A 24,992-nucleotide genomic window follows, 5' to 3' on the forward strand; every position below is an offset into this window, starting at 1 on the left:
ACGTCCATGCAATTGCTGACCCTCCCCCCTTCACCGTCATTGGCTACCTCGATCAGGGCGACCGCACAGGTCTTCGAAGACCCCAGGTCGCAGGCGCTGCTCGCCCACCTGCAACAGGTCGCTCCCAGCGAGGCCAGCGTCCTGATCATTGGCGAGACCGGCACGGGCAAGGAGTTGGTCGCACGCCACATCCACAACCTCAGTGCCCGCCGCGACGGCCCGTTCGTTGCGGTCAACTGCGGCGCGTTTTCCGAGTCGCTGGTCGAGGCCGAACTGTTCGGCCATGAGAAAGGCGCCTTCACCGGCGCCCTTGCGTCCAAGGCCGGCTGGTTCGAGGAGGCGAACGGCGGCACGTTGTTCCTCGATGAAATCGGCGACCTGCCGCTGCCCATCCAGGTCAAGCTGCTGCGTGTGCTGCAGGAACGCGAAGTGGTACGCCTGGGGTCACGCAAGAGCATCCCGATCAATGTGCGCGTGCTGGCCGCCACCAACGTGCAACTTGAAAAGGCCATCAACGCCGGGCACTTTCGCGAAGACCTGTACTACCGCCTGAACGTCGTCACCCTCTCGCTGCACCCGCTGCGCGAGCGGCCGGGCGATATCCTGCCGCTGGCGCGCCACTTCATCCGCAGCTACAGCGAGCGCCTGGGCTACGGCCCGGTGGAACTGGCAGCCGACGCCCAGGCCAAGCTGGTGGCCTACAGCTGGCCGGGCAACATCCGCGAGCTGGAGAACGTGATTCATCACAGTCTGCTGACCTGCGGCGACGGCTTGATCCATGCCCGCGACTTGCGCCTGTCGAACCTGCGCCTGGAACGTCAGGACGATCTGCCTTCGCCGGCCTCTGCCAGCAAGGACGGCGGCATCGATGAACTGCTGCAACAGGCGTTCAGCCGGCTGTACGAGGAGCAGCCGGGAGACCTGTACGAGAAGGTGGAGAATGCGTTGCTGCGCTCGGCCTATCACTTCTGCCATTACAACCAGGTGCATACTGCGCAATTGCTGGGGCTGTCGCGCAACGTCACGCGCACGCGACTGATCGCCATCGGCGAGCTGGTGGTGAACAAGCGCCGCGCACCGGAGCAGCCGTTGGACAACCGGATGGTGCGCCTGTCGATCTGAGCGCGTCATGGCCTGTGTCACCCACCCAGGCGCGCTTTTCGCGGGCAAAGCCGCTGCTGCACGTAAATCTCGCCCCATGCCATTCGTCCACCTGATACCCGAACCCTGCCCGGCGGCTCCTTTGCCCGCCAGGCGGTTGCGATCAGCCCTGCAACGAGATGGCAATGACCAAGACCCGTTCCCGCACAGCCCTGTATATAGGCCTGCCTCTGGCCCTGGTGGCCGCCCTGGGCAGTGCCGCCGGCTATTTCTACTGGCAACGCCAGGATGCCGGCTACCCGCACAAGATCGTCGAACAGGCCAACGCCCTGCATGAGCACATGCTCTCGTTCGATAGTCACATCACGGTGCCGCTGGACCTGGGCAGCACCGGCAACGAGATCGACAAGGACGGCCCGGGGCAGTTCGACCTGGTCAAGGCCAACCGCGGTCGTCTTTCCGGTGCGGCCCTGACCATCTTCGGTTGGCCGGAAATCTGGAACGGCCCCAACGCCCCGCACCGCCCTACCCCAGGCTTCGTCGACGAGGCGCGCCAGCAGCAGGAAGTGCGCTACAAGATCATCAGCGGCATGGTCCGCGACTTCCCCAACCAGGTCGGTATCGCCTATACCCCCGACGACTTCCGGCGCCTGAACGGCGAAGGCAAGTTCGCTATCTTCATCAGCATGCTCAACGCTTACCCGCTGGGCCATGACCTGTCGCAGCTCGACCTGTGGGCAGCACGCGGCATGCGCATGTTCGGCTTCAGCTACACCGGCAACAACGACTGGGCCGATTCCTCGCGCCCGCTGCCGTTCTTCAACGACACCGCCGACGCCCTGGGCGGCCTGTCGCCCTTGGGTGAGCAGGCGGTCAAGCGCCTCAACGACCTGGGCGTGATCATCGATGTCTCGCAGATGTCGACCCTGGCCCTGGAAGACGTCGTGCGCCTGAGCCGCGCGCCGATCGTGGCCTCGCATTCGGCGCTGCGGGCGCTGGTGGACATTCCGCGCAACCTCTCCGACAAGGAAATGCAGCTGATCAAGGACAGCGGCGGCGTGATCCAGGTGGTGGGCTTTGGCCAATACCTCAAGCCCCTGGGCAAGCCGGTGTTGGAAAAACTCGAGGCGCTGCGTGCGCGCTTCGACCTGCAGCCCCTGCAGGGCCTGGCCAATGCCCTGATGCCGGGCGATGCGGTGATCGCCATCTGGCCTGAATCGCGTTTCGGCGAGTACGCCAGCAGCCTGTACGGGATTCTTGAAGAAGAACCCAAGGCGACCCTCAAGCAGTACGCGGACGCCATCGACTACACGGTGAAGAAGGTGGGTATCGACCACGTCGGCCTCAGCTCGGACTTCAACGACGGCGGCGGCCTCGATGGCTGGAAGGACGTCAGCGAGATCCGCAACGTCACCGCCGAGCTGCTCAGCCGTGGCTACAGCGAAACCGATATCGCCAAGCTCTGGGCCGGCAACTTCCTGCGGGTCTGGGACCAGGTGCAAAAAGCCGGTCAACCTGTCGCGTCCACCCAACACTGATCAAGGCCTGCCCGCATGAGCAACCGTCGTACCTTTCTCAAGCAGGCCGGCCTGGTCGCCGCGAGCCTGCCGCTGCTGCCTGGCGCGCTGGCTGCAACCTCGTCGCCAGCAACGCTCACCGGCACGGACAAATGGCGCAACCTGCGCACGCTGTTCCCGCTGGATCCGGACATCGCCCACTTCGCCAACTTCCTGGTCACCGCCCACCCGCGGCCGGTGCAGGAAGCGATCGACCGCCACCGCGCCGACCTCGACCGCAACCCCGCCGCCCTGATGGACTGGGAAAGCCAGTACGAATGGCAGCGCGAGGACGAAGTGCGTGACTGGGCCGCACGCTATCTGGAGGTCGGTCCGCGGCAGATCGCACTGACCGGCAGCACCACCGAAGGCCTGGCCATGATCTATGGCGGCCTGCAGGTCGGCGCGAAGCAGGAGATCCTGACCACCGAGCACGAGCATTACTCCACCCACAAGACCCTGGCCTTCCGCACCCAGCGCGAGGGTACGCAGGTGCGCAAGATCCGCCTGTTCGACAACCCATGGGACGTGTCCACCGACCAGGTGCTGACCACCGTGGAGCGCAATATCCGCCCCGAGACCCGCGTGCTGGGCATGACCTGGGTGCACTCGAGCAGCGGCGTCAAGCTGCCGGTCGGCGAGATCGGCGAACTGGTGCGCCGCCACAACCGCGACCGCAGTGAAGCCGAGCGCATCCTCTATGTGGTCGACGGCGTGCACGGCTTCGGCGTGGAGAACCAGCGCTTCGCCGACTTCAACTGCGACTACTTCATCGCCGGCACCCACAAGTGGATGTTCGGCCCGCGCGGCACCGGCATCATCTGCGCCGCCTCGACCGGCATGGATCACCTCACGCCCAGCGTGGCGACCTTCTCCCGCGATGAAGACTTCGCCACCATCATGACCCCCGGCGGCTACCACGCCTTCGAACACCGCTGGTCACTGGGCGAGGCGTTCAAACTGCACCTGCAACTGGGCAAGGCCGATGTGCAGGCGCGCATCCACCAGCTCAATGCCCTGCTCAAGGAGCGCCTGCTCGAAGACCGCCGCATCGAACTGGTGACGCCGCGCAGCGCGCAGTTCTCGGCAGGCTTCACCTTCTTCCGCGTGCCCGGCAAGGACCCGGATGCCTTCGCCGCCAAGCTGATCGCGGGCAAGGTGATGTGCGATGCCGTGGAGCGCGACGTTGGCCCCGTCATCCGCCTGGCGCCAGGATTGCTCAACGACGAACAGCAGATCGACCGGGTCATGCACCTGATTACCCAGCAACTTTGAACAAGGCATCTCCCATGAGCACACCTCTGCACCGCCTCACCCTGGCCGCCGTGCTGGCCGCCTGCAGCCTGCCGGCCCTGGCCGCGCAGCCGTCGGACAAGCCCGGCACAGTGTTCCGCGACTGCGCCAGGACCTGCCCGGAAATGGTCGTACTGCCTGCCGGCACCTTCACCATGGGCACTCCGCCCGACGAGATGGGCCGCCAGGACGACGAGGGTCCGCAGCACCCTGTGACCTTCGCCAAGCCATTCGCCATCAGCCGCTTCCAGATCACCGCCGGTGAATGGGCCGACTACCAGAAGGCCACCGGCGTCGTCATCGCCGACGGCGACGACCGCCCCGGACGGCGCTGCACCAATAGCAAGCCCAGCTACCCGCAAGGCCCTCGCCAGCCGGCGGTGTGCATGAGCTACGGCGACATCGAGCACTATGTGGCCTGGCTGTCGAAGAAGACCGGCAAGCACTACGCCATGGTCAGCGAAGCCCAGCGCGAATACGCCGCACGCGGCGGCAGCACCGGCATGTTCCCGTTCGAGCCGGACGCCAACCTCGAGATCAGCAAGAACGCCAACGTCTACGGCCCCAAGGATGGCTACAGCTTCAGCTCGCCGGTCGGCAGCTTCCCGGCCAACGCCTTCGGCGTCTACGACATGCACGGCAATGTCTACGAATGGGTCGCCGACTGCTACCACGACAGCTATGTCGGCGCCCCCGCCGATGGCAGCGCGCGCACCGAGGCGGGCTGCACGCAGATCTCCATCCGTGGCAACGACTGGGGTGAAGCGCCGATCTTCTCGCGTTCGGGCAACCGCAACACCACGGTTCGCGACGACCGTGGCGACTGGCTCGGTTTTCGGGTAGTCCGCGAGCTCTGAGGCGCTACGCGGCGGTAAATTCTCCCACCCTCGGCTCGTTCCTATCGGTGTACTTGCGCAGGACTCGGGGCGCCCCACGCGGCGCCCCCACTCGACCATCCAAGGAACCGCAACCATGAGCCAGACCTCTTCGCCCGACAAAATCCACGACCTTATCGGCGTCGGCTTCGGCCCTTCCAACCTGGCACTGGCCATTGCCCTGGAAGAGCTCGCCGAAACCAACGGCCACGCCCTCGACGCGCTGTTCATCGACAAGCAGAGCGACTACCGCTGGCACGGCAATACCCTGGCTACCCAGAGCGAGCTGCAGATCTCCTTCCTCAAGGACCTGGTCTCGCTGCGCAACCCCACCAGCCCCTACAGCTTCGTCAATTACCTGCACCAGAAGCAGCGCCTGGCCGACTTCATCAACCTGGGCACCTTCTACCCTTGCCGCCTGGAGTACAACGACTACCTGCGCTGGGCCGCCGAACATTTCGCCACCCAGGCGGTGTATGGCGAGGAAGTGCTGCGCATCGAACCGGAACTGCGTGATGGCCGGGTCGATCACCTGCGCCTGGTCTCGCGTGACCAGCACGGCCAGGAGCACCAGCGCCGGGCCCGCTCGGTGGTGGTCGGCAGCGGCGGCACGCCCAAGGTTCCCGATGCCTTCCGCCCGTTCAAGAACGACCCGCGCGTGTTCCACCACTCCCAGTACCTGAGCGCCCTGCAGCAGCTGCCGTGCAACAGCGGCAAGCCCATGCGCATCGCCGTGATCGGGTCGGGCCAGAGCGCTGCCGAGGCATTCATCGACCTCAACGACAGCTACCCGTCGGTCAAGGTCGACATGATCCTGCGCGCCTCGGCACTCAAGCCTGCCGACGACAGCCCGTTCGTCAATGAAATCTTCGCCCCCGAGTACACCGACCTGGTGTTCAACCAGCCGCACGCCGAACGCGAGAAACTGATCGGCGAGTACCACAACACCAACTACTCGGTGGTCGACGTCGACCTGCTCGAACGCATCTACGGCATCCTGTACCGCCAGAAGGTCGCCCACCAGTATCGCCATGCCGTGCTGTGCCGGCGCACCATCGAAACGGTGGTCGACACCGCCGAAGGTATCGAGCTGACCCTGCGCGACCTGGCCACCGACGTTCGCCAGACCCACCGCTACGACGCGGTGATCCTCGCCACCGGCTACGAGCGTCGCTCCCACCGCGACCTGCTGGCTCCGCTGCAGCAGCACCTGAAAGACTTCGAGGTCGACCGCGACTACCGCGCCCTGGCGAGCCCCGAGTTCGGCGCCAGCGTCTACCTGCAAGGCTTCTGCGAAGCCTCGCACGGGCTCAGCGACACCCTGCTGTCGGTGCTGCCGGCACGTGCCGCAGAAATCGGTCAGTCGCTTTACCAGCACCTGGGCAAGCACGCCAGCAACGCCCCGGCCGCGCTGCGCATGACCAGCGCCTGAAGACAGGAACCTTCCGATGAGCAAACAACCCCGTGGGGCCGTGCGTGAGCTGCTGACGCTGCTGCGGCCCTTCTGGCCGGTGGTCGCCCTGTCGATTGCCCTGGGCATGGTCGGTGGCCTGAGCGTCACCGCCCTGTTGGCCACCATCAACACCGGGCTGCACACCGAAGGCGGGCTGAGCCAGGGGCTGGTGCTGGGCTTCGTCGGGCTGTGCGCCCTGGCGTTGGTCAGCAGCATCCTCTCCGACATCGGCACCAACCAGGTGGGCCAGCACATCATCGCCAAGCTGCGCAAGGAGCTGGGCGAGAAGGTGCTGGCGGCACCGATCGAACAGATCGAGCGCTTTCGCAGCCACCGCCTGATCCCGGTCCTGACCCATGATGTGGACACCATCAGCGACTTCGCTTTCGCCTTCGCGCCACTGGCGATTTCGCTGACCGTCACCCTGGGCTGCCTGGGCTACCTGGCGATGCTGTCCTGGCCGATGTTCCTGATGATGCTGGCTGCGCTGGCCATTGGCATCGCCATCCAGTCGGTGGCGCAGTCCCGCGGTATTCGTGGGTTCATGGCAGCGCGCGATGCCGAAGACCAGTTGCAGAAGCACTACAGTGCAATCGCCGCCGGTGCCAAGGAGCTGCGGATCCACCGTCCGCGCCGCCAGCGCATGTTCCAGCATGGCATCAGCGACACGGCCGAACGGATCCGCGATCTGCAGACACGCTCGATCAACACCTTCGTGGTCGCCAAGAGCCTGGGCTCGATGCTGTTCTTCGTGGTCATCGGCCTGGCCCTGGTACTGCAATCGCTCTGGCCCAGTGCCGATGCCAGCGTCATGAGCGGTTTCGTGCTGGTGCTGCTGTACATGAAAGGGCCGCTGGAGCACCTGATCAGCACCCTGCCGATCATTGGCCGGGCGCGCATTGCCTTCCAGCGCATTGCCGAGCTGTCGGAGCGTTTCGCCACCCCGGAGCCTCACCTGTTGCTGGCCGACTCCGGTCAAGCCGCACCACAGGTGCACAGCCTGGAACTGAGCGATGTCGGCTTTGCCTTCCCGCCGGTCGGCGATGCCCGCCCCTTCACCCTCGGGCCGGTCAACCTGAAGATCGCCCAAGGCGACATCGTGTTCATCGTCGGCGAGAACGGCTGCGGCAAGACCACTCTGATCAAGCTGCTGCTGGGGCTCTATGCCCCTCAGCAGGGCCAGATCAAGGTCAATGGCAAGGCCGTGGATGCCGAATCGCGCGACGATTACCGCCAGCTTTTCACCACGGTCTTCGCCGACTACTACCTGTTCGACGACCTGGTTCAGGGCGACCAGGCGATTCCCGAGGATGCCAACCAGTACCTGGAGCGCCTGGAAATCGCCCACAAGGTCAAGGTCAGCGATGGCCAGTTCAGCACCACCGACCTGTCCACCGGGCAACGCAAGCGCCTGGCGCTGGTCAATGCCTGGATCGAACAACGCCCGGTGCTGGTCTTCGATGAATGGGCCGCCGACCAGGATCCGACCTTCCGTCGCATCTTCTATACCGAGCTGCTCCCGGACCTCAAGCGCCTGGGCAAGACCATCATCGTGATCTCCCACGATGACCGCTACTTCGACATGGCCGACCAGCTCGTGAGGCTGGAAGCCGGCAAAGTCGTCGAGGAGCTGACACCCGCCTGAAAAAAACAGAACCGGATTTTTCCGGTTCTGCTGTGTGTGTGCGTCTCACTAGATGTAATGCAAATCATTATCTACAACACCATCATAGAGTCTGCCAATGCACGTCTTCCCTAACCTTCGCCCGTTGTCAAAGGCCATGCTTGTCCGGCGCCTCATGGCGTCCGGCTTGCCCGCCACCGCTGTCGGCATGATGCTGGCAGCGCCGATGGTTGCCCAGGCCCAGCAAGTGGCCTTCAACATTCCCCAGCAGGCGCTTGGTAGCGCGTTGATTGCCTTCGGGCAGCAGAGCCAGTGGCAACTGCTGTACTCTCCCGACCAGATCAGCGGCCTGCGCAGCACCGCGGTCAAGGGTTCGCTGGAGCCCGATGCCGCGTTGCGCCAATTGCTCGGCGGCACGGGCCTGGGCTACAGCGTCAACGGCACCACAGTGACCATCAGCGGCCGTAGGGAAGGCGGCGCGGTGGAACTGGGGGCGACCAACGTCAACGCTGGCGTGCTGGGCGAGACCACCGAAGGCACAGGCTCATACACCACAGGCTCCATGAGCACGGCGACCAAGTTGCCGACGTCGCTGCGCCACACGCCGCAGTCGGTCACGGTGCTGACCCGCCAGCGCATGAACGACCAGAACATGCAGACCCTCGAAGACGTCTCGCTGTACACCCCTGGCCTCACCCTGCGCAAGACCGGCGGTGAACGTCCGACCTTCTATTCGCGCGGCACCTCGGTCGACAACATCATGATCGACGGCCTGCCGGTGGCCTACGATACCGACACCCTCGGCACCTCGATGCTGTCGATGTTCGATCGCGTGGAAGTGGTGCGCGGCGCCTCCGGCCTGATGGTCGGTGCCGGCAACCCCTCGGGGACGTTGAACCTGATCCGCAAGCGACCAACCATCGAGCCGCAGATGTCGATCACCACCAGCGCAGGCTCGTGGAACAACTTTCGTACCGAACTCGACGCCAGCAGCAAGCTCAACGACAGCGGCAGCGTACGGGGTCGCGCCGTCGTCGCGCTGCAGGACAAGGACAGCTTCGTCGACGACTACAGCAACAAACGCCAGTTGATGTACGGCATCACCGAATTCGACCTGACCGAGGACACCACCCTCACCCTGGGCGGCTACTACAACCGCGAGGACAACCCTGGCGCCGATTGGTCCGGGCTGCCGACCTACGCCAACGGCAACTTCCTGCCGATCTCTCGCTCGCACCGCATGAGCCCGTCCTGGACCTACTGGGACAAGAAGAACAAGAGCGTCTTCGCCGAGATCGAGCACCGCTTCGACAATGACTGGAAGCTGCGCCTGAACACCACCTGGCTGCGCGGTGAGATGGACATGCTCGGTACCAGTTTCTATCGCCTCGACCAGGCGGCCGACACCCTGCAGCTCAACGTAGGCCGCTACACCTACGAGCACACCCAGAAGAGCGTCGATGGCTATGTCAGTGGCCCGTTCAGCCTGTTCGGTCGCACCCATGAACTGGTGCTCGGTGGCAGCTACCGCCACGACCGCACCGACGACGGCCCTGGCGGCGGCCCGCTGGGCACCTTCGATTACCCGGTCGATCCGCTGTCGTTCGATTTCGGCTCGGTGCCCAAGCCCGAGATCGACTTCAACTGGTCGCGCAAGGGCAAGGTCGAGCAGTCCAGCACCTACGCCACCGTTCGCTTCAACATCCAGGACGACCTCAAGCTGACCCTCGGCTCGCGTCTGGACTGGTATGAATACGAACAGCAGACCCAGTCCGGCGACTTCGCCTTTGGCGGCAGCTCCAAGGCCACCCGCGAGTTCACGCCCTATGCCGGCGTGGTCTACGACCTGAACGACACCTACTCGGTGTACGCCAGCTGGACGCGTATCTTCAAGCCGCAGGAATCCCGCTCGGCCACCGGTTCCATCCTCGACCCGGTCACCGGCACCAACTACGAGACCGGGATCAAGGGCGAATACTTCGGCGGCGCCCTGAACGTGAGCCTGGCCTACTTCCAGTTGAACCAGGAAAACCTCGCCAAGGCCCTGCCCCAGTCGTCCTGCCCGGACCTCTCCGACGGCTGCTACGAGGCGGCGGGCGAAGTCGAAACCAAGGGCGTCGAGCTGGAAGTGCAAGGCATGCTCGCCGAGGGCTGGCAGGCGTCGGTCGGCTACACCTATGCCGCCGCCAAGTACGCCAAGGAAACCGGTACTCAACAGAAGGGCGACCGCTTCGACAGCGACACCCCTTACAACCTATTCAAGGTCAACACCGTGTACCAATTGCCGGGTGACCTGAACCAGTGGAGCATCGGTGGCGGCTTCCGTACCCAGAGCCGGGCCTATACCAGCTTCGGTGTGCAACAGGGCGGCTACAGCGTGACCGACCTGATGACCGCCTACCGGATCAACAAGCACTTCACCGTGCAAGGCAACCTGAACAACGTGTTCGACAAGCGTTACTACCAGAACATCAGCAACCCGGCCGGGGCCAACATCTTCGGCGATCCACGCAACTTCACCGTCACCATGAGGTGGACGCTGTAACCTCTGCACCCTCGGGCCTGCCAGTCAGGCCCGATCCATTCTGGCGCGATCGAAACGCCCACCACACGAAGCAATCAACCGCCATTCATGACTCCAGGTCAAAAGACCTTGCCCCCCGCCCCTCTTAATCAACCCCGCTGCAACCTTCAAACTGCTCCCCACTCGAATGGTCGATGTGTCTAGGCGCCAACGCCTCCCGATCGATCCCGAATTCCCCCATAGCAGGAGCAGATCCATGAGCATTCCATCCTTCGGCCTCGGCACCTTCCGCCTCACCGGCCAAGCCGTCATCGACTCGGTCAAGTCCGCGCTGGAGCTCGGCTACCGGGTCATCGACACCGCGCAGATCTACAAGAACGAGGCCGACGTGGGCCAGGCCATCGCCGAAAGCGGTGTGCCTCGTGACGAGCTGTTCATCACCACCAAGATCTGGACCGACAGCTATGCTGCCGACAAGCTGATCCCCAGCCTGCGCGAGAGCCTGGCCAAGCTGCGCACCGATCATGTCGACCTGACCCTGATCCACTGGCCCGCCCCAGGCAACGGTGTCGAGCTGCGCGAGTTCATGGGCGCCCTGGCCGAAGCCAAGAAACTCGGCCTGACCCGCCAGATCGGCATCTCCAACTTCAACATCGAGCTGACCCGCCAGGCCATCGATGTGGTTGGCAAGGGCGAGATCGCCACCAACCAGATCGAGCTCAGCCCCTACCTGCAGAACCGCAAGCTCGCGGCCTTCCTCAAGGAGCAGGGCATCACCGTCACGTCCTACATGACCCTGGCCTACGGCAAGGTGCTCAAGGACCCGGTACTGGCCAAGATCGCTGCCAAGCACAAGGCCACGGTGGCCCAGGTCGCCCTGGCGTGGGCGCTGCAACTGGGCTATGCCGTCATCCCCTCCTCTACCAAGCGCGAGAATCTGGCCAGCAACCTGCTTGCCCGTGACCTGCACCTGGACGAAGAGGACATGGCGCAGATCGCAGACCTGGAGCGCAATGGCCGCGAAGTCAGCCCGGACGGCCTGGCGCCGGCCTGGGACTGATCCCTCGCCGCATTTGGGCGTCGACTGCGGTCGACGCCACACCCGACATTCCTGAAGTCGCCATAACCCGGAGTTTCCGATGAGCGCGCTTTCCCCTAAACGGGTTCTGTTTGCCCTGGCCATCGGCGCCTTCGGCATCGGCACCACCGAATTCGCCCCCATGGGCCTGCTGCCGGTCATTGCCGAAGGTGTCAACGCCAGCATCCCCACTGCCGGCATGCTGGTCACCGCCTACGCCATCGGCGTGATGGTCGGCGCACCGATCATGACCCTGCTGTTCAGCCGCTTCGGCAAGCGTGCTGCACTGATGATGCTGATGAGCATCTTCACCGTCGGCAACCTGCTGTCGGCGCTGTCGCCGGACTACTACACCCTGCTGGCCTCGCGCCTGATCACCAGCCTCAACCACGGCGCATTCTTCGGCCTGGGCGCGGTAGTCGCGGCCAGCGTGGTACCCAAGGACAAGCAGGCCAGTGCCATTGCCACCATGTTCATGGGCTTGACCATCGCCAATATCGGCGGCGTACCGGCCGCCACCTGGATCGGCCAGCAGATCGGCTGGCGCATGGCCTTCGCCGGCACCGCCGTGCTCGGTCTGATCGCCATCAGTGCCTTGTGGTACGCCCTGCCCAAAGGCGAGCGTGGCAGCGTGCCGCATGTGCGCAAGGAACTGGCGGTGATCGGCCGCCCCAGCGTGCTGCTGGCGATGGCCACCACGGTGCTCGGCGCAGGCGCCATGTTCACGCTGTACACCTATGTGGCCCCGGTGCTTGCGGAATTGACCGGTGCCTCCAATGCGTTCGTCACACTGGGCCTGGTACTGATCGGTGTCGGTTTCACCCTCGGCAACAGCCTTGGAGGTCGTCTGGCCGACTGGTCGCTGGACGGCGCGGCACGGATCTTCCTCGGTACCCTGGCGGTGATCATGCTGCTGATGCCGTTGGTGCTGGGTAGCCATGTCGGTGCTGCGCTGGCCCTGCTGGTCTGGGGGGTATTCACCTTCGCCGTGGTACCGCCGCTGCAGATGCGGGTGATGATCGCGGCGGCCGAGGCCCCAGGCCTGGCCTCGTCGATCAACGTGGGTGCATTCAACCTGGGCAATGCGGTCGGTGCCGCACTGGGCGGCGCGGTGATCAGCCTGGACCTGGGCTACGCCGCGGTGCCGATGGCCGGCGGTTTGCTGTCGGCGGCCGCGCTGCTGCTGGTATGGCTGGGTGGACGCAACAAGGTGGCGAACAGCACCATCAGCGAAGCGCTGTAAGCACCGTACAGGGCTCTTCGGAGAGGGACTACAGGTAATGGGGAAACGCTGAACCGCGTCTTCTGCCAGTATCGAATGGCCCCTCTTCAGGACCTTCGCCATGCCACCTGCTGATGTTTTCCTGCGCGGCCAGCGCTATGATGCTCCTCATGCACACAGCCCCTTCGTGGCTGACCGGAGGTACATCACGATGACCGCAAAAGCCAGGAAAGTCTCCGAACCTGAGCTCGACGCCCTTGAGCAGACAGTACCCGAGCATGCCCGTGAGGCGACACTCAGCGCCTATCAGCGCGCCCTGCAGATGAGCCAGCAGGGGGTGCTGACCACTGACGACGGCGAACTGGTCAGGGTCAACGCGGATGGCGCCCGGACCGTCCTGGCCAAGGCCGGCCCACGGCGCAGGGTCAAGCTCGGCGAGGTTGTCACCGTTCGCAAGGTCGACGACAGCAGCGCCAGTGAGCGTGCCTAGGCTGCGGGTCTTTGCCGGTCCGAACGGCTCCGGCAAGAGCACCATCAAGGCCAGCCTGCCCGCCGCACTGACCCGCCTCTTCGTCAATGCCGACGAGCTGGAAACCCAGGCCAAGGCCAGCGGCTTCATCGACCTCTCCCTCTTCGGCATCCAGGCCACGCTGCCTGACGTGCTGGCGTTCCACCTAGAGCATCCCTTGATCATCAGCAAGCGACTTGCCGGGCAGGTCGGGCGACTGGGGCTCGAGGAGCAGCGGATCGACTACCGTGCGGTACGCATGGATGCCTACTTCGCCTCGGTCATCGCCGACTTCATCCGCCAGCGCCTGCTCGAAGCCCGGGCCAGCTTCACCTTCGAAACCGTCATGTCCCATGGCAGCAAGATCGAGTTCATGCGCCAGGCACAAGCCAGTGGCTACCGCACCTACCTCTACTTCGTCTCGACGGAGAATCCGGAAATCAACATCGATCGGGTGGCCATCCGTGTCCGCCAGGGCGGGCATCCGGTCAGGCCGGACCTGGTGCGCAGTCGCTATGGACGTTCGCTCGACCTGTTGCCGGAGGCCATCGCCGCCAGCAACCGGGCCTATGTATTCGACAACTCGCAGCAGAGCGCGCTATGGCTCGCAGAGATCACCGATGGCACGCAGCTGGAGTATCGCACCGAGGAGATCCCGGACTGGTTCTTTGAGGCCTATGTGGACGAAGTCGAACCCTGAGGCTCTGTCTGAAATGTATCTGCACTCGCTCATACTGCGTTGAAACGGAGCTCGGAATGCTCATGTACTCCAGTACACTGCGCTTCCGAGCTCCGTTTCGCCTTGTCTGGCCTTCGCGCAGACACATTTCAGACAGACCCTAGCCTGGTCCATGATTATTCCAGTTGCCGCAATTATGAACTGCCGCCTGCACTGATTCCCAGCGAACACGCTTGAGCCTACGCTTCACCCATCAGGCCACTTCTTCCGGACCTGCACATGAGGAGTCCCGCGATGTCCCGCCCACCATTGCCCCCGTTCACCCGCGAAACCGCTATCGAGAAAGTCCGCCTGGCCGAGGATGGCTGGAACAGCCGCGATGCGGCCAAGGTTGCCCTCGCCTACACCCTAGACACTCGTTGGCGTAACCGGGTCGACTTCGCCACCAACCGCGACGAGGCACAGGCCTTCCTGACCCGCAAGTGGAATCGTGAGCACGAATACCGCCTGATCAAGGAGCTCTGGGCCTTCACCGAAAACCGCATCGCCGTGCGCTATGCCTATGAGTACCGCGATGACAGCGGCCAGTGGTACCGCGCTTATGGCAACGAGAACTGGGAGTTCGCCGCCGATGGTTTGATGCAGAACCGTCACGCCAGCATCAATGAAATGCCGATCACGGAAGAAGAACGCCAGTTCCGTTGGCCGCTGGGGCGTCGTCCGGATGACCATCCGGGGCTGAGCAGCTTCGGTTTCTGATCTTGCAGACGCATTCGCCCAGGCCTGTCGTGACAGGCCTGGGCGAAGTGCTTTTACGGTATTCAACCGTACAGGTAGTTGATGTCCTTGAGCGCCAGCGGTGGCACCTGGCCAAGCAGGTAATCGCGCAGCTTGCTCATCTGCCGAGCCTTGGGGCTGGCCTTGAGCCACGTCATGTAATAGCCATCGCCAGTCGCCACGGCCTGCTTGAAGGGTGTGATCAGGCGGCCTGCGGCCAGGTCGGCACTGGCCAGTGCCAGATCGACCACCGAAATGCCCAGCCCCTGCTGGGCCGCGGAGATCCCTTGGTCAAGGGTGTCGAACACCTGCCCTTGATCGATGCTGATGTCCAGGGCATCGACCCGCGCCAGCCAGCGCCGCCAATCACGGCGGTCAGACGAGGGATGCAGGAATTCACAGTCGCGCAGCACCGACAGGTCTGGCTCAGGATCCTTGAGGTAGTCGGGGTGGCAGACCGGAATCAGCCATTCATCGAACAGCTTCAAGCTCTCCACATCGGCAGGGAAATTGCCGCTGCCCAGCAGGATGGCGCAATCGTAGGGCTCGGAATAGAAATCTACCGTGTCGATGTCCATCCACACGCTCGACAGTTGCACGCTGCAGCTGTCGTCGATCTTCTTGAAACCGTCCAGTGCCTTGAGCAGCCAGCGCACGGTGAGCGTGGAGGCGGCTTTCAGGCGCAGGCCGTAACGGTCCTGGCGCAACAATGCGCAAGCATTCTCGATGATCTTGAAGCCGACCTTGAGCTCCTGGGCCAGCAACCGACCGTGCTCGGTCAAGCGCAGCTTGGGGCCACGGCGCTCGAACAAATCGCAACCGAACATGGCTTCGAGGGTCTTGATGTGGTGGCTTACCGCCCCTTGGGTCAGGGCCAGTTCTTCCGCTGCGCGGGTGAAGGAGCCGTAACGAGAAGCCACTTCGAAGGCACGCAAGGCGTGCAGGGCTGGAATCCGTTCTGACATCGTCGCCGTCCAAAGCATGAGTGAAACTAATAGTAGGTCATAGTTCCAGGCGTTTTACAACCTTGGGAGGTTCTTCGAAAATGCCGTTAAATAACAATTGCAGCTAACCAACACGCCGCGATAAGGCAGAAAAACCACCTTATAGAAACTTCCTGGGGAAACCATGTTTACGGGTTATGGAAACTGCTATCGCCTGGATGCGCTAGAGCTGGCCGATGAACATGTTCGGAACAGGCAGCATTGGACCTACAAGACCATAGAGCACTTCAAGGAAATCCTCGGCAACCCCGGCTTTCCCTGTCTCTTCGGACGCAAGGCGGTCGCTGCCGCCACCTGCCACATCATTTTCGCCCGCGCCGATGATCCGGCCAATGATATCGCCCGCGGTCTCGCCGACTACGTCAGTACCATCGCGCCGATCCCGCTCAAGCAGCGCATCGGCAACCCGCTGCTGGTGTTTCTGGAAACGACCACCGACGCAACGCTGGCCGAACAGCAGGCCCTGGCCTGGAAGATCCTCCAGCAGGTCCACGCCCGCGACCCTCAGCCTTGGCCACAGGATGTGCCACGCGACCCGCATGACACACAGTGGTCGTTCTGCTTCGCCGGCATGCCACTGTTCATCAACATGAGCTTTCCCGCCCATCGCCAGATGAAAAGCCGCAACCTGGGCAACAGCATCGCCTTCGTCATCAACCCACGGGAGAGCTTCGACGAAGTGGCCAGTGCAGGCACCGAAAGTGGCCAGCGCATCCGCGCACGGATACGTGAGCGGGTTGCGCAGTACAACGACGGGGTCATCCCCGACAGCCTGGGGTTCTTCGGCCAGGACGACAACTTCGAATGGAAGCAGTACCAACTCCAGGAGGCCGGCTCGCTCAACCCGTCGCGCTGCCCCTTCCATGCCGCTGCAACGCCTGAAAACCAGATCGAGAACTGAATGTGAATACCGCACTGACTGCTACCTACGCCCTTACCGTCCTGCTGCTGATCGCCACGCCAGGCCCGGTAGTGGCGCTGATCGTCAACACCGCTGCCGCCTCCGGTTCGCGCAAGGCCCTGTTCACCGCCGTCGGCACCAACTGGGCGTCACTGGTGCTGATTGGTGCTGCCGCCTGGATCATCATGACCAGCGCCGCGATCGACAAAGCCTGGCTCAGCGGCATGAGCCTGCTGGGCTGCCTGTTCATCGGCTACATCGCCGTGGGCACGTTGCGCGAGGCACTGCAGCAGCAACCGCCGAAGCACACCGCCGAAACCGTCGAAACGCCGCGCAGCGCCGGCCGAGGCGGCCTGCTGCAAGGTTTCATGGTGGGCATTTCCAACCCCAAGGACATCATCTTCTTCATCGCCTTCTTCCCGCAGTTCATCCAGGTCACCGAATCTTTCGAGAAGAGCATGGTGGTGCTGTCGCTACTGTGGATCGCCATCGACTTCGCGGTGCTGAGCCTCTACATCTTCGCCATCGGCAAGATCGCTTCGCAGCGCAGCAACCGCCTGATCAGCCTGGCCTCTGGCGTCGCCCTGCTGCTGATCGCCGCGGGCGGCCTGCTCTACAACCTCAAGGAGCTGGCCGCCTGAGCCCGCCCGATTCCCAGGAGCGCCCATGACACCGATCGACATCACCCCGGACGTGGGCAGCGCCATTCCCCTGCGAGAAGACTACCAGCGCTTCCTGCTGCTCGGCGGACGCCGCGCACCGCATACCCTTTACGTGCACGAGCGCGGCTATCGCTCCGACACCATCAATACCGATGCCTTGGGCCTGCGCTACAGCCACTGCGCCGGCAAGCGCTTTTCACTGGCCGAGCGCGGCGGCGCGGCGCGCATCAACCTGCTGGTGGGCGGCTCTACTGCGCTGGGTATCGGCGCCAGCTCCGATGAACACACCGTGGCCTCCTACCTGTCGATGCTCACTGGCGAGATCTGGTTGAACCTGGCCGGCTGTGGCCTGAACGCCACCCAGGAGCTGCTGATGTTCCTCAGCCACCAGCATCGCCTTGGCCAGATCGGCCATGTCGTGGTACTCAGCGGCCTCAACACCTTGGCCCAGGAAGGGCTTGGCGAAATTCTTTCAGGTGACCAGGAACCTGAAGGGGCCCGGCCATACCAGCGTTTTCTCAACAGCTTCAACGAGGGCGTGCAACTGGCCAAACCCGGACGGGCCTCGTTCTGGCAGCGTCTGGGGCAAAGCCTGGCGCCCCGTCGTTCGGCGCCAGCGCCCTGGGCCTGGCCGCTGTCAGCGCCGGAAAAGCGCCTGCTTCGCGCCGCCGATTGCATCGGCCGTACCCTGTGCCAATGGGAGCGATTACTGGCCGACAGCCACACCTCCCTGACGTTCATCCTGCAGCCACTGCTGCCCTGGTGCCGCGAGCAGTTGCCCGTCGGCGAGCAGGCCATGCTCTCGGCGCTGGACCGTCAGCCGGGCAACTTCGACCGGCTGCTGGAGGGTGTCTACGACAGCGAACTGCACTCAACCTTCTTCCGACGCATCAAGAGTCAGGCGCAGAGCGTACCCTGCTATGACATGAACGGTATGCTCAGCAGCTCACCGGTGTTCAACGAACATCTGTTCATCGATCGGCTGCATTTCAACGACCTGGGCAACAATGCCCTGGCCAAGGTAATCACCGCAAAGCTGGGGTTGGCCCAGGAAAAGTACGCCAACCGCAAGGTCACGCCGTTCAAGCTCGTCTGACAGTCGTCAAAGCCTCTTTCGACAGCACCTCGGGATGGCTAGAATAGCCCTTCACCGCTCCCGGTAGCCCGAGGCAAACGCGAATTCGTCATGAACACCCCTGCTGCCCAAACGCTTCTGGTTCGTCCCACTTGGGCGCCAGCCTGCGAGGCCCACTCGTGAGTCCAGCCGTCTTCCTTTCGGGCTTGTTCGCAGCGCTGACGCCGTTTGCCGCCCAGGCCCTCGACGTTCGCATCGACCCCCATGCCGATCTTCTCTACCGGCAGGCATTGCCATTGCTCGAGCAGGCCGACACCGAGGATGACAGCCCCAGCCCACTGCGCACAGCCGAGACCAATGATCCTGAGCTCAGCCGCCAGGGCCAGGCCATGGCCCGCACATTGCCAACGGCGGTAGCGCTGCTGGAAAAGTCGGTTGCCTTGGGCCATCCCGTAGCGCAGTACCGCCTGGCGCTGTATTACATGACCTACCTGCCTGCCGGGAAAATTGCCGACGCTGCCTGCCCATTGCTCGAAGCCAGCCTGCGCCAGGGCTTCGCCCCGCCAGCGACGGCAATTGCTAACTGGTGCCCGTCCTACAACCATACTCCCGCCTACCGCGAGGCGCTGGAAGCCATTCCGAGCATGGCGACCCTTTACGCCGCCTACTATCCGCAACCCGCCACTCGACTGGCTTGCAACCGCAGTCGCCCGCAAGGCCTGGAACTTCAATGGGGGCGTCAGCGCGACTACCAGGCGGAGGTCTACCGCCTGCTCGGCGAGCTCGACCCGCAACGGCGTCAGGCTTTTCTGCAGAAGGCGGTGGAGATCAACGGTTGCGCGGCGGCCCAGCAGCGGCTGACCAGCAATCGCTGACCGTACGACCGCTGAGCATTCAGCCGGCAAATACCGGGTATTCCAACATTTAATTTGTGGATGCCAGGGCCTCGCCCCTATGCTGTCCGTGCATCCCCTGCGCCGCACCGGACGGTGCGGTTCACGGCACGGGGAGAGAACAACAAGTCGAGACTGTCCATGTCGAATCACTCCTACTTCGCCCCCCACGGTGGGCACCCGGCTCAAACCGAGCTGCTGACTGACCGTGCCATGTTCACCGAGGCCTATGCCGTCATTCCCAAGGGCGTGATGCGTGACATCGTCACCAGCCACTTGCCGTTCTGGGACAAGATGCGCATGTGGGTCATCGCCCGCCCACTGACTGGTTTTGCCGAAACCTTCTCGCAGTACATCGTCGAAGTCGCCCCTGAAGGCGGCAGCGAACGCCCTGAGCTGGACCCGAATGCCGAAGCCGTGGTGTTCGTCGTCGAAGGCGAGATCGACATCACCGTCGAAGGCAAGCACCACACCTTGGTGCCCGGTGGCTACGCCTTCCTCGCACCAGGGGCCGAGTGGAGCCTGCGCAACAACAGCAAGGCCAACGTCACTTTCCACTGGCTGCGCAAGCACTACCAGAAAGTCGAAGGCCTGGCGGTTCCCGAATCGTTCGTCACGCACCGCGATAACGCCACGGTCATCGAGATGCCGGGCACCGAAGGGCGCTGGGTCACCACTCGCTTCGTCGACATGGCCGACATGCGTCACGACATGCACGTCAACATCGTGACCTTCCAGCCAGGCGGCGTGATTCCGTTTGCTGAAACCCACGTCATGGAACACGGCTTGTACGTGCTCGAAGGCAAGGCGGTATATCGCCTCAACCAGGACTGGGTGGAAGTGGAAGCCGGTGACTTCATGTGGCTGCGTGCGTTCTGCCCACAAGCCTGCTACTCGGGTGGTCCAGGGCCGTTCAGCTACCTGCTGTACAAGGACGTGAACCGTCACGTGCACCTGACGCTCAATCCGCAGCGCTGAGGCGCCCACCTGCATCAACCGATCGGGGTCGGCCACGGCCCTGATCGGCGCAACATCATCTTCATGATCGTTCTGCCTGTTCCCGCGCATACTAGGGTGACCCTCTGCGTGGAGCCTGAACATGCCGCAGCTCCTGTCCCGAATTCGCCTCGCCATGCTCTGCGCACTTGTCCTGCCGACGCTTGCGTTGTCTGCCGACAACTGGCGCCTCACGCACCAGGAAAGCGGCATCGACATTTATCTTGGCGACGTCCAGGGATCGCCCTACCAGCAATTTCGCGGCGTTGTCCGGATCAAGGCCAGTGTCCGCACCCTGAGCGATCTTCAGGAAAACCTGCGTGTCGCCTGCAAGTGGTTGTACGCCTGCGCACAGATGCGCCTGCTGGAAGTGGATGGCGACAGCACCTGGGTCTACCTCACCACCGAGCTGCCCTGGCCGGCGCAACCCCGGGACATGGTCCTGCGCGTACGTACCGAGCGGCTCGACGACGGCTCACTGATCCGCAGGCTCGGCGCTGACCCGGACAAGGTGCCGGAGGCCCCCGGCTTCATTCGCGTGCGCCAATTGCAAGGTGAGTGGATCATGCACCCGCTGGCCGAACGTGATACCGAGGTCACCTATCGGCTGCAGGCCGATCCTGCCGGTGATGTACCGGGCTGGCTGGCCAATCGTTTTGTGGTCGATGCGCCAATGGTCACGCTGAAAACACTCAGAGCGGTGGCCGAGCGCCAACCCTGACGCTCCTGGCCAAAGCGGTTTAGGAGCGTTCCTACACGCACTTCGGAGCGTCTGCGCCCCTCACCTACCCTTGATGCCCTACCCTGTGGACCTTGCCAACAAGGAGGTGCCATGCGCGCGTTTGTTCTCAGTTGCTTCATGCTGCTGGTTGCAGCCCCTGCCACGGCCAAAGAGCAACCCCCTGATCTGACCCCTGTCCACCTGGGCGTCGGTGGCCAGGCCGTCATCTACAACCTGCCGCTGACCGTCGCACTGGAACAGGGCTATTTCCGCGATGAAGGTCTCGATGTGAAGGTCATCGACTTCACTGGTGGCGGCAAGGCGGCACAAGCGCTGGTGGCCGATGCCGTGCAGGTGGTCAGTGGCGCCTACGAGCACACCTTGCGCCTGCAGGCTCGCGGCCAGGTACTTCAGGCCTTCGTGCTGGCAAGCGAGAGCCCGCAGCTCGCCATGGGCGTCTCCTCCAGAACCCTGGCGAACTACAGGTCGATCGCAGACTTGCGAGGCAAGACCATCGGCATCAGCGCGCCCGGCTCCTCGACCCAGATGCTCGCCAACCGCGTGCTGGCAAAGGGAGGGCTAAGCACCGAGGACGTTGCCTTTGCCACCGTCGGCACCGGTGCGACAGCAGTACAGGCGATGCTGAGCGGCAAGATCGATGCGCTGGTCAACGCCGAACCCTTGATCAGCCTGCTGGAGCAACAACAGGCGATACGCCTGATCGCAGATGCGCGCACTCCCGCCGGCACCGCGGCGCTGTTCGGCGGCCCCATGCCGGCTAACACCCTCTATGCCAAAAGCACCTACATCCAGAACAACCCACAGACCGTTCAAGCCCTGACCAATGCCATGCTCAAGGCCCTGACCTGGCTGCACGACGCCACGGATGCGGAAGTCGCCGACCTAGTGCCGACACCCTACCTGATGGGTGACGCAGAGCTTTATCGCCAGGCGTTTCGCAACATCCAACCATCCCTCAGCGTGGACGGTCGCTTCCCTGCAGAGGGGGCGCGCAACGCTTTGCAGGCGCTGCAGAGTTTCGACCCGGTCATGGCCCAACGCCAGATCAACCTCCAGGCGACATGGACCAATCAGTTCGTTGACCAAGCCACGCAACCATGACCTCCACACTCGCTCTGGAAATGCTCGACGTGGAAGCGCGTCACGATCGCTTGCTGGCATTGGCACGGGTCGACCTGACTGTACGTGAAGGTGAATTCGTCTGCGTATTGGGCCCTACCGGCTGCGGCAAGTCGACCCTGCTCGACCTCGCCGCAGGCCTCAAACCGGCCTACAGCGGGCAGATCCGCTGCCATGGCAAGCCCTTGGTCGGGTTGAACCGCCACGCATCCTACATGTTTCAACACGATGCGCTGTTGCCGTGGCGCACAGCGCTCGACAATGTCAGCCTTCCCCTGCAACTGCGTGGTGTGAACAAGCAACATGCCAACCAACAAGCCGTGTGTTGGTTGAGGCGAGTCGGGCTGACCGACGTTCCCGATCGCTACCCTCACCAATTGTCTGGCGGCATGCGCAAACGTGTCGCCCTTGCCCAGGCGCTGATCCACGACACTTCGCTGCTGCTCATGGATGAGCCCTTCGCTGCACTGGATGCCCAAACACGTCAAGCCATGCAGCAATTGCTGCTCGAATTGTGGGGCGAACAACGCAAGTCGGTCTTGTTCGTCACCCACGACCTCGACGAAGCCATCACCCTCGCCGACCGCGTACTGGTTTTCAACGCCGGCCCTGCATCCCGGTGCATCGAAGACATTCGAATACCCCTGCCACGCCCACGCGACACGATGTCACTACGCAAGAATCCCGAGTCCGCAGCTCTGTACCAGCGTCTATGGCACACGCTGGGGCACCTGCCTCCCGCCACTACAATCACCCGAGACTGACATGTCGTGGACCACCCTCTGGCTACTACGCGCCGCCCTCCTGCTCGCACTGTTCTCCTTCTGGTCATGGCTGGCTGCCGACGAAGAGCTGGCGTTCTTTGTCGGTCACCCACACGCAGTCTTGCAGCAACTCTGGCGCTGGCTGAGCACGGGCAACGGTTCGCTGGAGCTGTATTGGCAGGATCATCTGCTGACTACGCTGAACTTCCCCGGCACGCTCTACCCTCACTTGCTGGTCACACTGACCGAAACGCTCCTGGCCTTTTTGCTAGGGCTCACCTCAGGCCTGGCATTCGGTCTCTGGTTAGGGCTCACGCCCACGCTGGCGCGGGTATTGTCGCCGTTCATCAAGGCTGCCAATGCGGTCCCCAGGGTGGTGCTGGCGCCCTTGTTGGTGATGTGGCTGGGGCTGGGCATCGCCTCGAAAGTCGCGCTGGGCATCACATTGGTATTCTTTGCGGTCTTCTTCAACGTCTACCAGGGCGTGCGCGAGGTAAGTCCTGCGCTGTTGGCCAACGTAAGATTGCTTGGCGCCAACCGCTGGCAACTCATTCGTATCGTCTATCTGCCTGCCGCCCTGGGTTGGGTGTTTTCCAGCCTGAACACTGTCATCGGCCTGGCATTCGTCGGGGTCGTGGTCGGTGAATACCTGGGATCGACACGCGGAATCGGCTACCTCATCCTGCAAGCCGAGGCCACCTTCGACGTCAACACCGTGCTGGCGGGCATCATCGTTCTGACCTGCTGCGCCCTGCTCTTCGATGCCCTGCTCGCCAGGCTGGAGCGGCGTCTGTCAGCCTGGCGCCAGCAGTCGGATGATGAACCTCGACGTTGGTAGAAAATTCCAATGGAACATAGTCCGGCTGGCGCCCTCAACATGCCTACGTCCTTCGGAGACTTAGCCATGTCATTGCCCTTGAGTACCCACGATCACCGGGATCACCCGCCGTTCTGGCAACAGCCATGAAGATGCCCGGCCGCGCGCCCAGCTCCTGCCTGCAGCTCGACTATGTTCGCGACACACTGTTCGGCCCAGTGGCGCAGAGTGTCGAATGCCATGCCCAACTGGCCGCGCTTAATTTGCAAGGGCATCCTGCACTGCGTTTGCACATCCATCCGCCACTTCCGGACAAGGTTGAACGTGCCCATAGCGTTGCCTTCGTCTGGCAGGGACGCCGTTATCGGGGGGTAGTGCGCGACTGCGGCAAATGCGGCGACGGTGGTTTGAATCTACTGCTTGAGCTGCAGTGAAGCGATCGGCCGCCCGGGACCAGGCTATATGAAAGCCTTCTGGGCAGTCACCTTGAGGTCAGGCGCATGCCCCACTCGTTGCGCGCCACGCAATTGCCCGACCAAACCGACCAGGTCACGACAACTGTTAAGGCTATCGAGCGGTACGCCTGTCAGGGTGTAGCCATCCTCCAGGCTCTCACCACGCCCCAGGCGAATGGTCAGGCTGACGCCATCGGGGCTACTCACTTCGCAACGATCGGGCAGACAGGCCTGCTCGATCAACTGACGCATTTCCAGCATCGAAACGCCGATCAACGACATGTCATGACCCTCTCTTCAACGGATTGCCTCTGATGTGACTACACACTGTGCAGGTGTAGCGCCAATTGATAGTGCTCATGTCCCCGGCGGCAGCCCATTCATCCAGGCAATGCCCAACGCGCAAAAGCCTTATCCACTCTAGTGAGTGGAACCATGGCGCGATGGCTCGTTCGATCGGTTGCCTCGGCAATGCGACAAACGGCAGCAAAGTACCGTTCGTCGTGTGCGACGAAGATGTTGCAAACTTTATCGTCCGGCTCGATTTCACAGCATCAAGCCATGGACCGTCGGATTGCGCGTTGCGCTGAGGAATCGGGTAGCGATGATTGATGCAAAACTGTTCGTGATCGACTATGCGCTGCACGGCGAGCACAAGTCGTTCATCATTCGCGCCGAACGTATGGATAATGCCGAGGCCTGGCATTGGGCAAGTTGCGATGCCGGTGTCGGCAAAATCGGCCGCTATGGCCGAGAAAAGATCAAGAAAGTCAGCAGACCCATGGCCGAGCGCTATGGCATCAGCGAGGTGAGCTGGCGCGCCTCTGGCTGAAATTGGCTTGTGGCAGCGCCAGATACCCCGCATGACGTGCGT

General features: G+C 63.2%; 25 protein-coding genes. 23 read left to right on the plus strand and 2 right to left on the minus strand.

The features are described from left to right. Positions 1-6 precede the first annotated feature (6 nt). The 12 genes from ACMGGG_RS11345 to ACMGGG_RS11400 all read left to right on the plus strand — a co-directional run bounded on the left by ACMGGG_RS11345 (position 7) and on the right by ACMGGG_RS11400 (position 14,672). Positions 7-1,122 (plus strand): sigma-54 interaction domain-containing protein, encoded by a 1,116-nt coding sequence (locus tag ACMGGG_RS11345; protein ID WP_054890660.1) that lies wholly within the window; start codon positions 7-9, stop codon positions 1,120-1,122. 164 nt (positions 1,123-1,286) lie between these two features. Next, a complete protein-coding gene (pvdM, locus tag ACMGGG_RS11350; protein ID WP_414155510.1) occupies positions 1,287-2,639 on the plus strand; it encodes a pyoverdine-tailoring dipeptidase-like protein PvdM in 1,353 nt (450 codons plus the stop codon). 15 nt (positions 2,640-2,654) lie between these two features. Then, the gene (locus tag ACMGGG_RS11355) at positions 2,655-3,932 is read left to right on the plus strand and encodes an aminotransferase class V-fold PLP-dependent enzyme (RefSeq protein ID WP_112898327.1); all 1,278 of its coding nucleotides are present in this window, start codon (positions 2,655-2,657) and stop codon (positions 3,930-3,932) included. Positions 3,933-3,946: 14 nt separating this feature from the next. Next, the gene (locus tag ACMGGG_RS11360) at positions 3,947-4,807 is read left to right on the plus strand and encodes a formylglycine-generating enzyme family protein (RefSeq protein WP_112898328.1); all 861 of its coding nucleotides are present in this window, start codon (positions 3,947-3,949) and stop codon (positions 4,805-4,807) included. Positions 4,808-4,922: 115 nt separating this feature from the next. After that, positions 4,923-6,257: a lysine N(6)-hydroxylase/L-ornithine N(5)-oxygenase family protein gene (locus ACMGGG_RS11365; RefSeq protein ID WP_054890664.1), complete on the plus strand. Its 1,335-nt coding sequence runs from the start codon at positions 4,923-4,925 to the stop codon at positions 6,255-6,257. A gap of 16 nt (positions 6,258-6,273) precedes the next feature. Further along, entirely contained in the window at positions 6,274-7,923 is a 1,650-nt protein-coding gene (locus ACMGGG_RS11370) for a cyclic peptide export ABC transporter (RefSeq protein ID WP_054890665.1), read from the plus strand. A gap of 166 nt (positions 7,924-8,089) precedes the next feature. Further along, positions 8,090-10,447: a TonB-dependent siderophore receptor gene (locus ACMGGG_RS11375; protein ID WP_231100243.1), complete on the plus strand. Its 2,358-nt coding sequence runs from the start codon at positions 8,090-8,092 to the stop codon at positions 10,445-10,447. A gap of 235 nt (positions 10,448-10,682) precedes the next feature. Then, positions 10,683-11,486 carry a 2,5-didehydrogluconate reductase DkgB gene (gene dkgB, locus ACMGGG_RS11380; RefSeq protein ID WP_151924634.1) on the plus strand — a complete coding sequence of 268 codons (804 nt, stop codon included), beginning with the start codon at positions 10,683-10,685 and terminating at the stop codon, positions 11,484-11,486. Between the two features lie 79 nt (positions 11,487-11,565). Beyond that, entirely contained in the window at positions 11,566-12,747 is a 1,182-nt protein-coding gene (locus ACMGGG_RS11385; protein WP_112898331.1) for an MFS transporter, read from the plus strand. A gap of 190 nt (positions 12,748-12,937) precedes the next feature. Beyond that, positions 12,938-13,216, plus strand: coding sequence for a hypothetical protein (locus ACMGGG_RS11390; protein ID WP_414155511.1), 279 nt, complete (start codon positions 12,938-12,940; stop codon positions 13,214-13,216). Next, complete coding sequence (locus ACMGGG_RS11395; RefSeq protein WP_125929967.1) at positions 13,203-13,934, plus strand: zeta toxin family protein; 732 nt, start codon at positions 13,203-13,205, stop codon at positions 13,932-13,934. Before ACMGGG_RS11390 ends, ACMGGG_RS11395 begins: the two co-directional genes overlap by 14 nt. Before the next feature lie 273 nt (positions 13,935-14,207). Next, positions 14,208-14,672, plus strand: a complete 465-nt coding sequence (locus ACMGGG_RS11400; protein WP_063544979.1) for a DUF1348 family protein — start codon at positions 14,208-14,210, stop codon at positions 14,670-14,672. Positions 14,673-14,734: 62 nt separating this feature from the next. On the opposite strand, the gene ACMGGG_RS11405 is transcribed toward ACMGGG_RS11400, so the two are convergent. Then, positions 14,735-15,655: a LysR substrate-binding domain-containing protein gene (locus ACMGGG_RS11405; RefSeq protein ID WP_063544980.1), complete on the minus strand. Its 921-nt coding sequence runs from the start codon at positions 15,653-15,655 to the stop codon at positions 14,735-14,737. Between the two features lie 163 nt (positions 15,656-15,818). Here ACMGGG_RS11405 and ACMGGG_RS11410 point away from each other — a divergent pair, with 163 nt between their 5' ends. The 10 genes from ACMGGG_RS11410 (at position 15,819) to ACMGGG_RS11455 (ending at position 24,097) form a co-directional block, all read left to right on the plus strand. Further along, a complete protein-coding gene (locus ACMGGG_RS11410) occupies positions 15,819-16,595 on the plus strand; it encodes a YqcI/YcgG family protein (protein WP_063544981.1) in 777 nt (258 codons plus the stop codon). Positions 16,596-16,597: 2 nt separating this feature from the next. Then, complete coding sequence (locus ACMGGG_RS11415; protein ID WP_112898333.1) at positions 16,598-17,236, plus strand: LysE family translocator; 639 nt, start codon at positions 16,598-16,600, stop codon at positions 17,234-17,236. Between the two features lie 25 nt (positions 17,237-17,261). After that, complete coding sequence (locus ACMGGG_RS11420) at positions 17,262-18,353, plus strand: hypothetical protein (RefSeq protein WP_063544983.1); 1,092 nt, start codon at positions 17,262-17,264, stop codon at positions 18,351-18,353. A gap of 158 nt (positions 18,354-18,511) precedes the next feature. Beyond that, entirely contained in the window at positions 18,512-19,207 is a 696-nt protein-coding gene (locus ACMGGG_RS11425) for a hypothetical protein (protein ID WP_054890886.1), read from the plus strand. A gap of 159 nt (positions 19,208-19,366) precedes the next feature. After that, positions 19,367-20,203 carry a bifunctional allantoicase/(S)-ureidoglycine aminohydrolase gene (locus ACMGGG_RS11430; protein ID WP_054890674.1) on the plus strand — a complete coding sequence of 279 codons (837 nt, stop codon included), beginning with the start codon at positions 19,367-19,369 and terminating at the stop codon, positions 20,201-20,203. A 121-nt stretch (positions 20,204-20,324) separates the two neighbouring features. Beyond that, the gene (locus ACMGGG_RS11435) at positions 20,325-20,942 is read left to right on the plus strand and encodes an START domain-containing protein (protein WP_112898335.1); all 618 of its coding nucleotides are present in this window, start codon (positions 20,325-20,327) and stop codon (positions 20,940-20,942) included. Positions 20,943-21,053: 111 nt separating this feature from the next. Then, entirely contained in the window at positions 21,054-22,064 is a 1,011-nt protein-coding gene (locus ACMGGG_RS11440) for an ABC transporter substrate-binding protein (RefSeq protein WP_414155512.1), read from the plus strand. Next, a complete protein-coding gene (locus tag ACMGGG_RS11445) occupies positions 22,061-22,846 on the plus strand; it encodes an ABC transporter ATP-binding protein (RefSeq protein WP_204360736.1) in 786 nt (261 codons plus the stop codon). Before ACMGGG_RS11440 ends, ACMGGG_RS11445 begins: the two co-directional genes overlap by 4 nt. A 1-nt stretch (position 22,847) precedes the next feature. Further along, positions 22,848-23,684 carry an ABC transporter permease gene (locus ACMGGG_RS11450; RefSeq protein ID WP_414155513.1) on the plus strand — a complete coding sequence of 279 codons (837 nt, stop codon included), beginning with the start codon at positions 22,848-22,850 and terminating at the stop codon, positions 23,682-23,684. A gap of 125 nt (positions 23,685-23,809) precedes the next feature. Next, positions 23,810-24,097 carry a hypothetical protein gene (locus ACMGGG_RS11455; RefSeq protein WP_063544989.1) on the plus strand — a complete coding sequence of 96 codons (288 nt, stop codon included), beginning with the start codon at positions 23,810-23,812 and terminating at the stop codon, positions 24,095-24,097. 24 nt (positions 24,098-24,121) lie between these two features. On the opposite strand, the gene ACMGGG_RS11460 is transcribed toward ACMGGG_RS11455, so the two are convergent. Next, the gene (locus tag ACMGGG_RS11460; protein ID WP_054890680.1) at positions 24,122-24,400 is read right to left on the minus strand and encodes a DUF1652 domain-containing protein; all 279 of its coding nucleotides are present in this window, start codon (positions 24,398-24,400) and stop codon (positions 24,122-24,124) included. 322 nt (positions 24,401-24,722) lie between these two features. On the opposite strand from ACMGGG_RS11460, the gene ACMGGG_RS11465 reads away from it, so the two are divergent. After that, positions 24,723-24,950, plus strand: a complete 228-nt coding sequence (locus ACMGGG_RS11465) for a DUF6555 family protein (RefSeq protein ID WP_054890681.1) — start codon at positions 24,723-24,725, stop codon at positions 24,948-24,950. The last annotated feature ends 42 nt before the right edge of the window (positions 24,951-24,992 follow it).

The organism is Pseudomonas sp. BNK-44-b (genome assembly GCF_047456245.1).
Lineage (GTDB): Bacteria > Pseudomonadota > Gammaproteobacteria > Pseudomonadales > Pseudomonadaceae > Aquipseudomonas > Aquipseudomonas machongensis.

Coding starts and splice junctions, on each gene's coding strand:
- ACMGGG_RS11345 (WP_054890660.1), top strand. CDS start 7: ATGCAATTGCTGACCCTCCCCCCTTCACCGTCATTGGCTACCTCGATC.
- pvdM (WP_414155510.1), top strand. CDS start 1,287: ATGACCAAGACCCGTTCCCGCACAGCCCTGTATATAGGCCTGCCTCTG.
- ACMGGG_RS11355 (WP_112898327.1), top strand. CDS start 2,655: ATGAGCAACCGTCGTACCTTTCTCAAGCAGGCCGGCCTGGTCGCCGCG.
- ACMGGG_RS11360 (WP_112898328.1), top strand. CDS start 3,947: ATGAGCACACCTCTGCACCGCCTCACCCTGGCCGCCGTGCTGGCCGCC.
- ACMGGG_RS11365 (WP_054890664.1), top strand. CDS start 4,923: ATGAGCCAGACCTCTTCGCCCGACAAAATCCACGACCTTATCGGCGTC.
- ACMGGG_RS11370 (WP_054890665.1), top strand. CDS start 6,274: ATGAGCAAACAACCCCGTGGGGCCGTGCGTGAGCTGCTGACGCTGCTG.
- dkgB (WP_151924634.1), top strand. CDS start 10,683: ATGAGCATTCCATCCTTCGGCCTCGGCACCTTCCGCCTCACCGGCCAA.
- ACMGGG_RS11385 (WP_112898331.1), top strand. CDS start 11,566: ATGAGCGCGCTTTCCCCTAAACGGGTTCTGTTTGCCCTGGCCATCGGC.
- ACMGGG_RS11390 (WP_414155511.1), top strand. CDS start 12,938: ATGACCGCAAAAGCCAGGAAAGTCTCCGAACCTGAGCTCGACGCCCTT.
- ACMGGG_RS11400 (WP_063544979.1), top strand. CDS start 14,208: ATGTCCCGCCCACCATTGCCCCCGTTCACCCGCGAAACCGCTATCGAG.
- ACMGGG_RS11405 (WP_063544980.1), bottom strand. CDS start 15,655: ATGTCAGAACGGATTCCAGCCCTGCACGCCTTGCGTGCCTTCGAAGTG.
- ACMGGG_RS11410 (WP_063544981.1), top strand. CDS start 15,819: ATGTTTACGGGTTATGGAAACTGCTATCGCCTGGATGCGCTAGAGCTG.
- ACMGGG_RS11420 (WP_063544983.1), top strand. CDS start 17,262: ATGACACCGATCGACATCACCCCGGACGTGGGCAGCGCCATTCCCCTG.
- ACMGGG_RS11430 (WP_054890674.1), top strand. CDS start 19,367: ATGTCGAATCACTCCTACTTCGCCCCCCACGGTGGGCACCCGGCTCAA.
- ACMGGG_RS11435 (WP_112898335.1), top strand. CDS start 20,325: ATGCCGCAGCTCCTGTCCCGAATTCGCCTCGCCATGCTCTGCGCACTT.
- ACMGGG_RS11440 (WP_414155512.1), top strand. CDS start 21,054: ATGCGCGCGTTTGTTCTCAGTTGCTTCATGCTGCTGGTTGCAGCCCCT.
- ACMGGG_RS11445 (WP_204360736.1), top strand. CDS start 22,061: ATGACCTCCACACTCGCTCTGGAAATGCTCGACGTGGAAGCGCGTCAC.
- ACMGGG_RS11450 (WP_414155513.1), top strand. CDS start 22,848: ATGTCGTGGACCACCCTCTGGCTACTACGCGCCGCCCTCCTGCTCGCA.
- ACMGGG_RS11455 (WP_063544989.1), top strand. CDS start 23,810: ATGAAGATGCCCGGCCGCGCGCCCAGCTCCTGCCTGCAGCTCGACTAT.
- ACMGGG_RS11460 (WP_054890680.1), bottom strand. CDS start 24,400: ATGTCGTTGATCGGCGTTTCGATGCTGGAAATGCGTCAGTTGATCGAG.
- ACMGGG_RS11465 (WP_054890681.1), top strand. CDS start 24,723: ATGATTGATGCAAAACTGTTCGTGATCGACTATGCGCTGCACGGCGAG.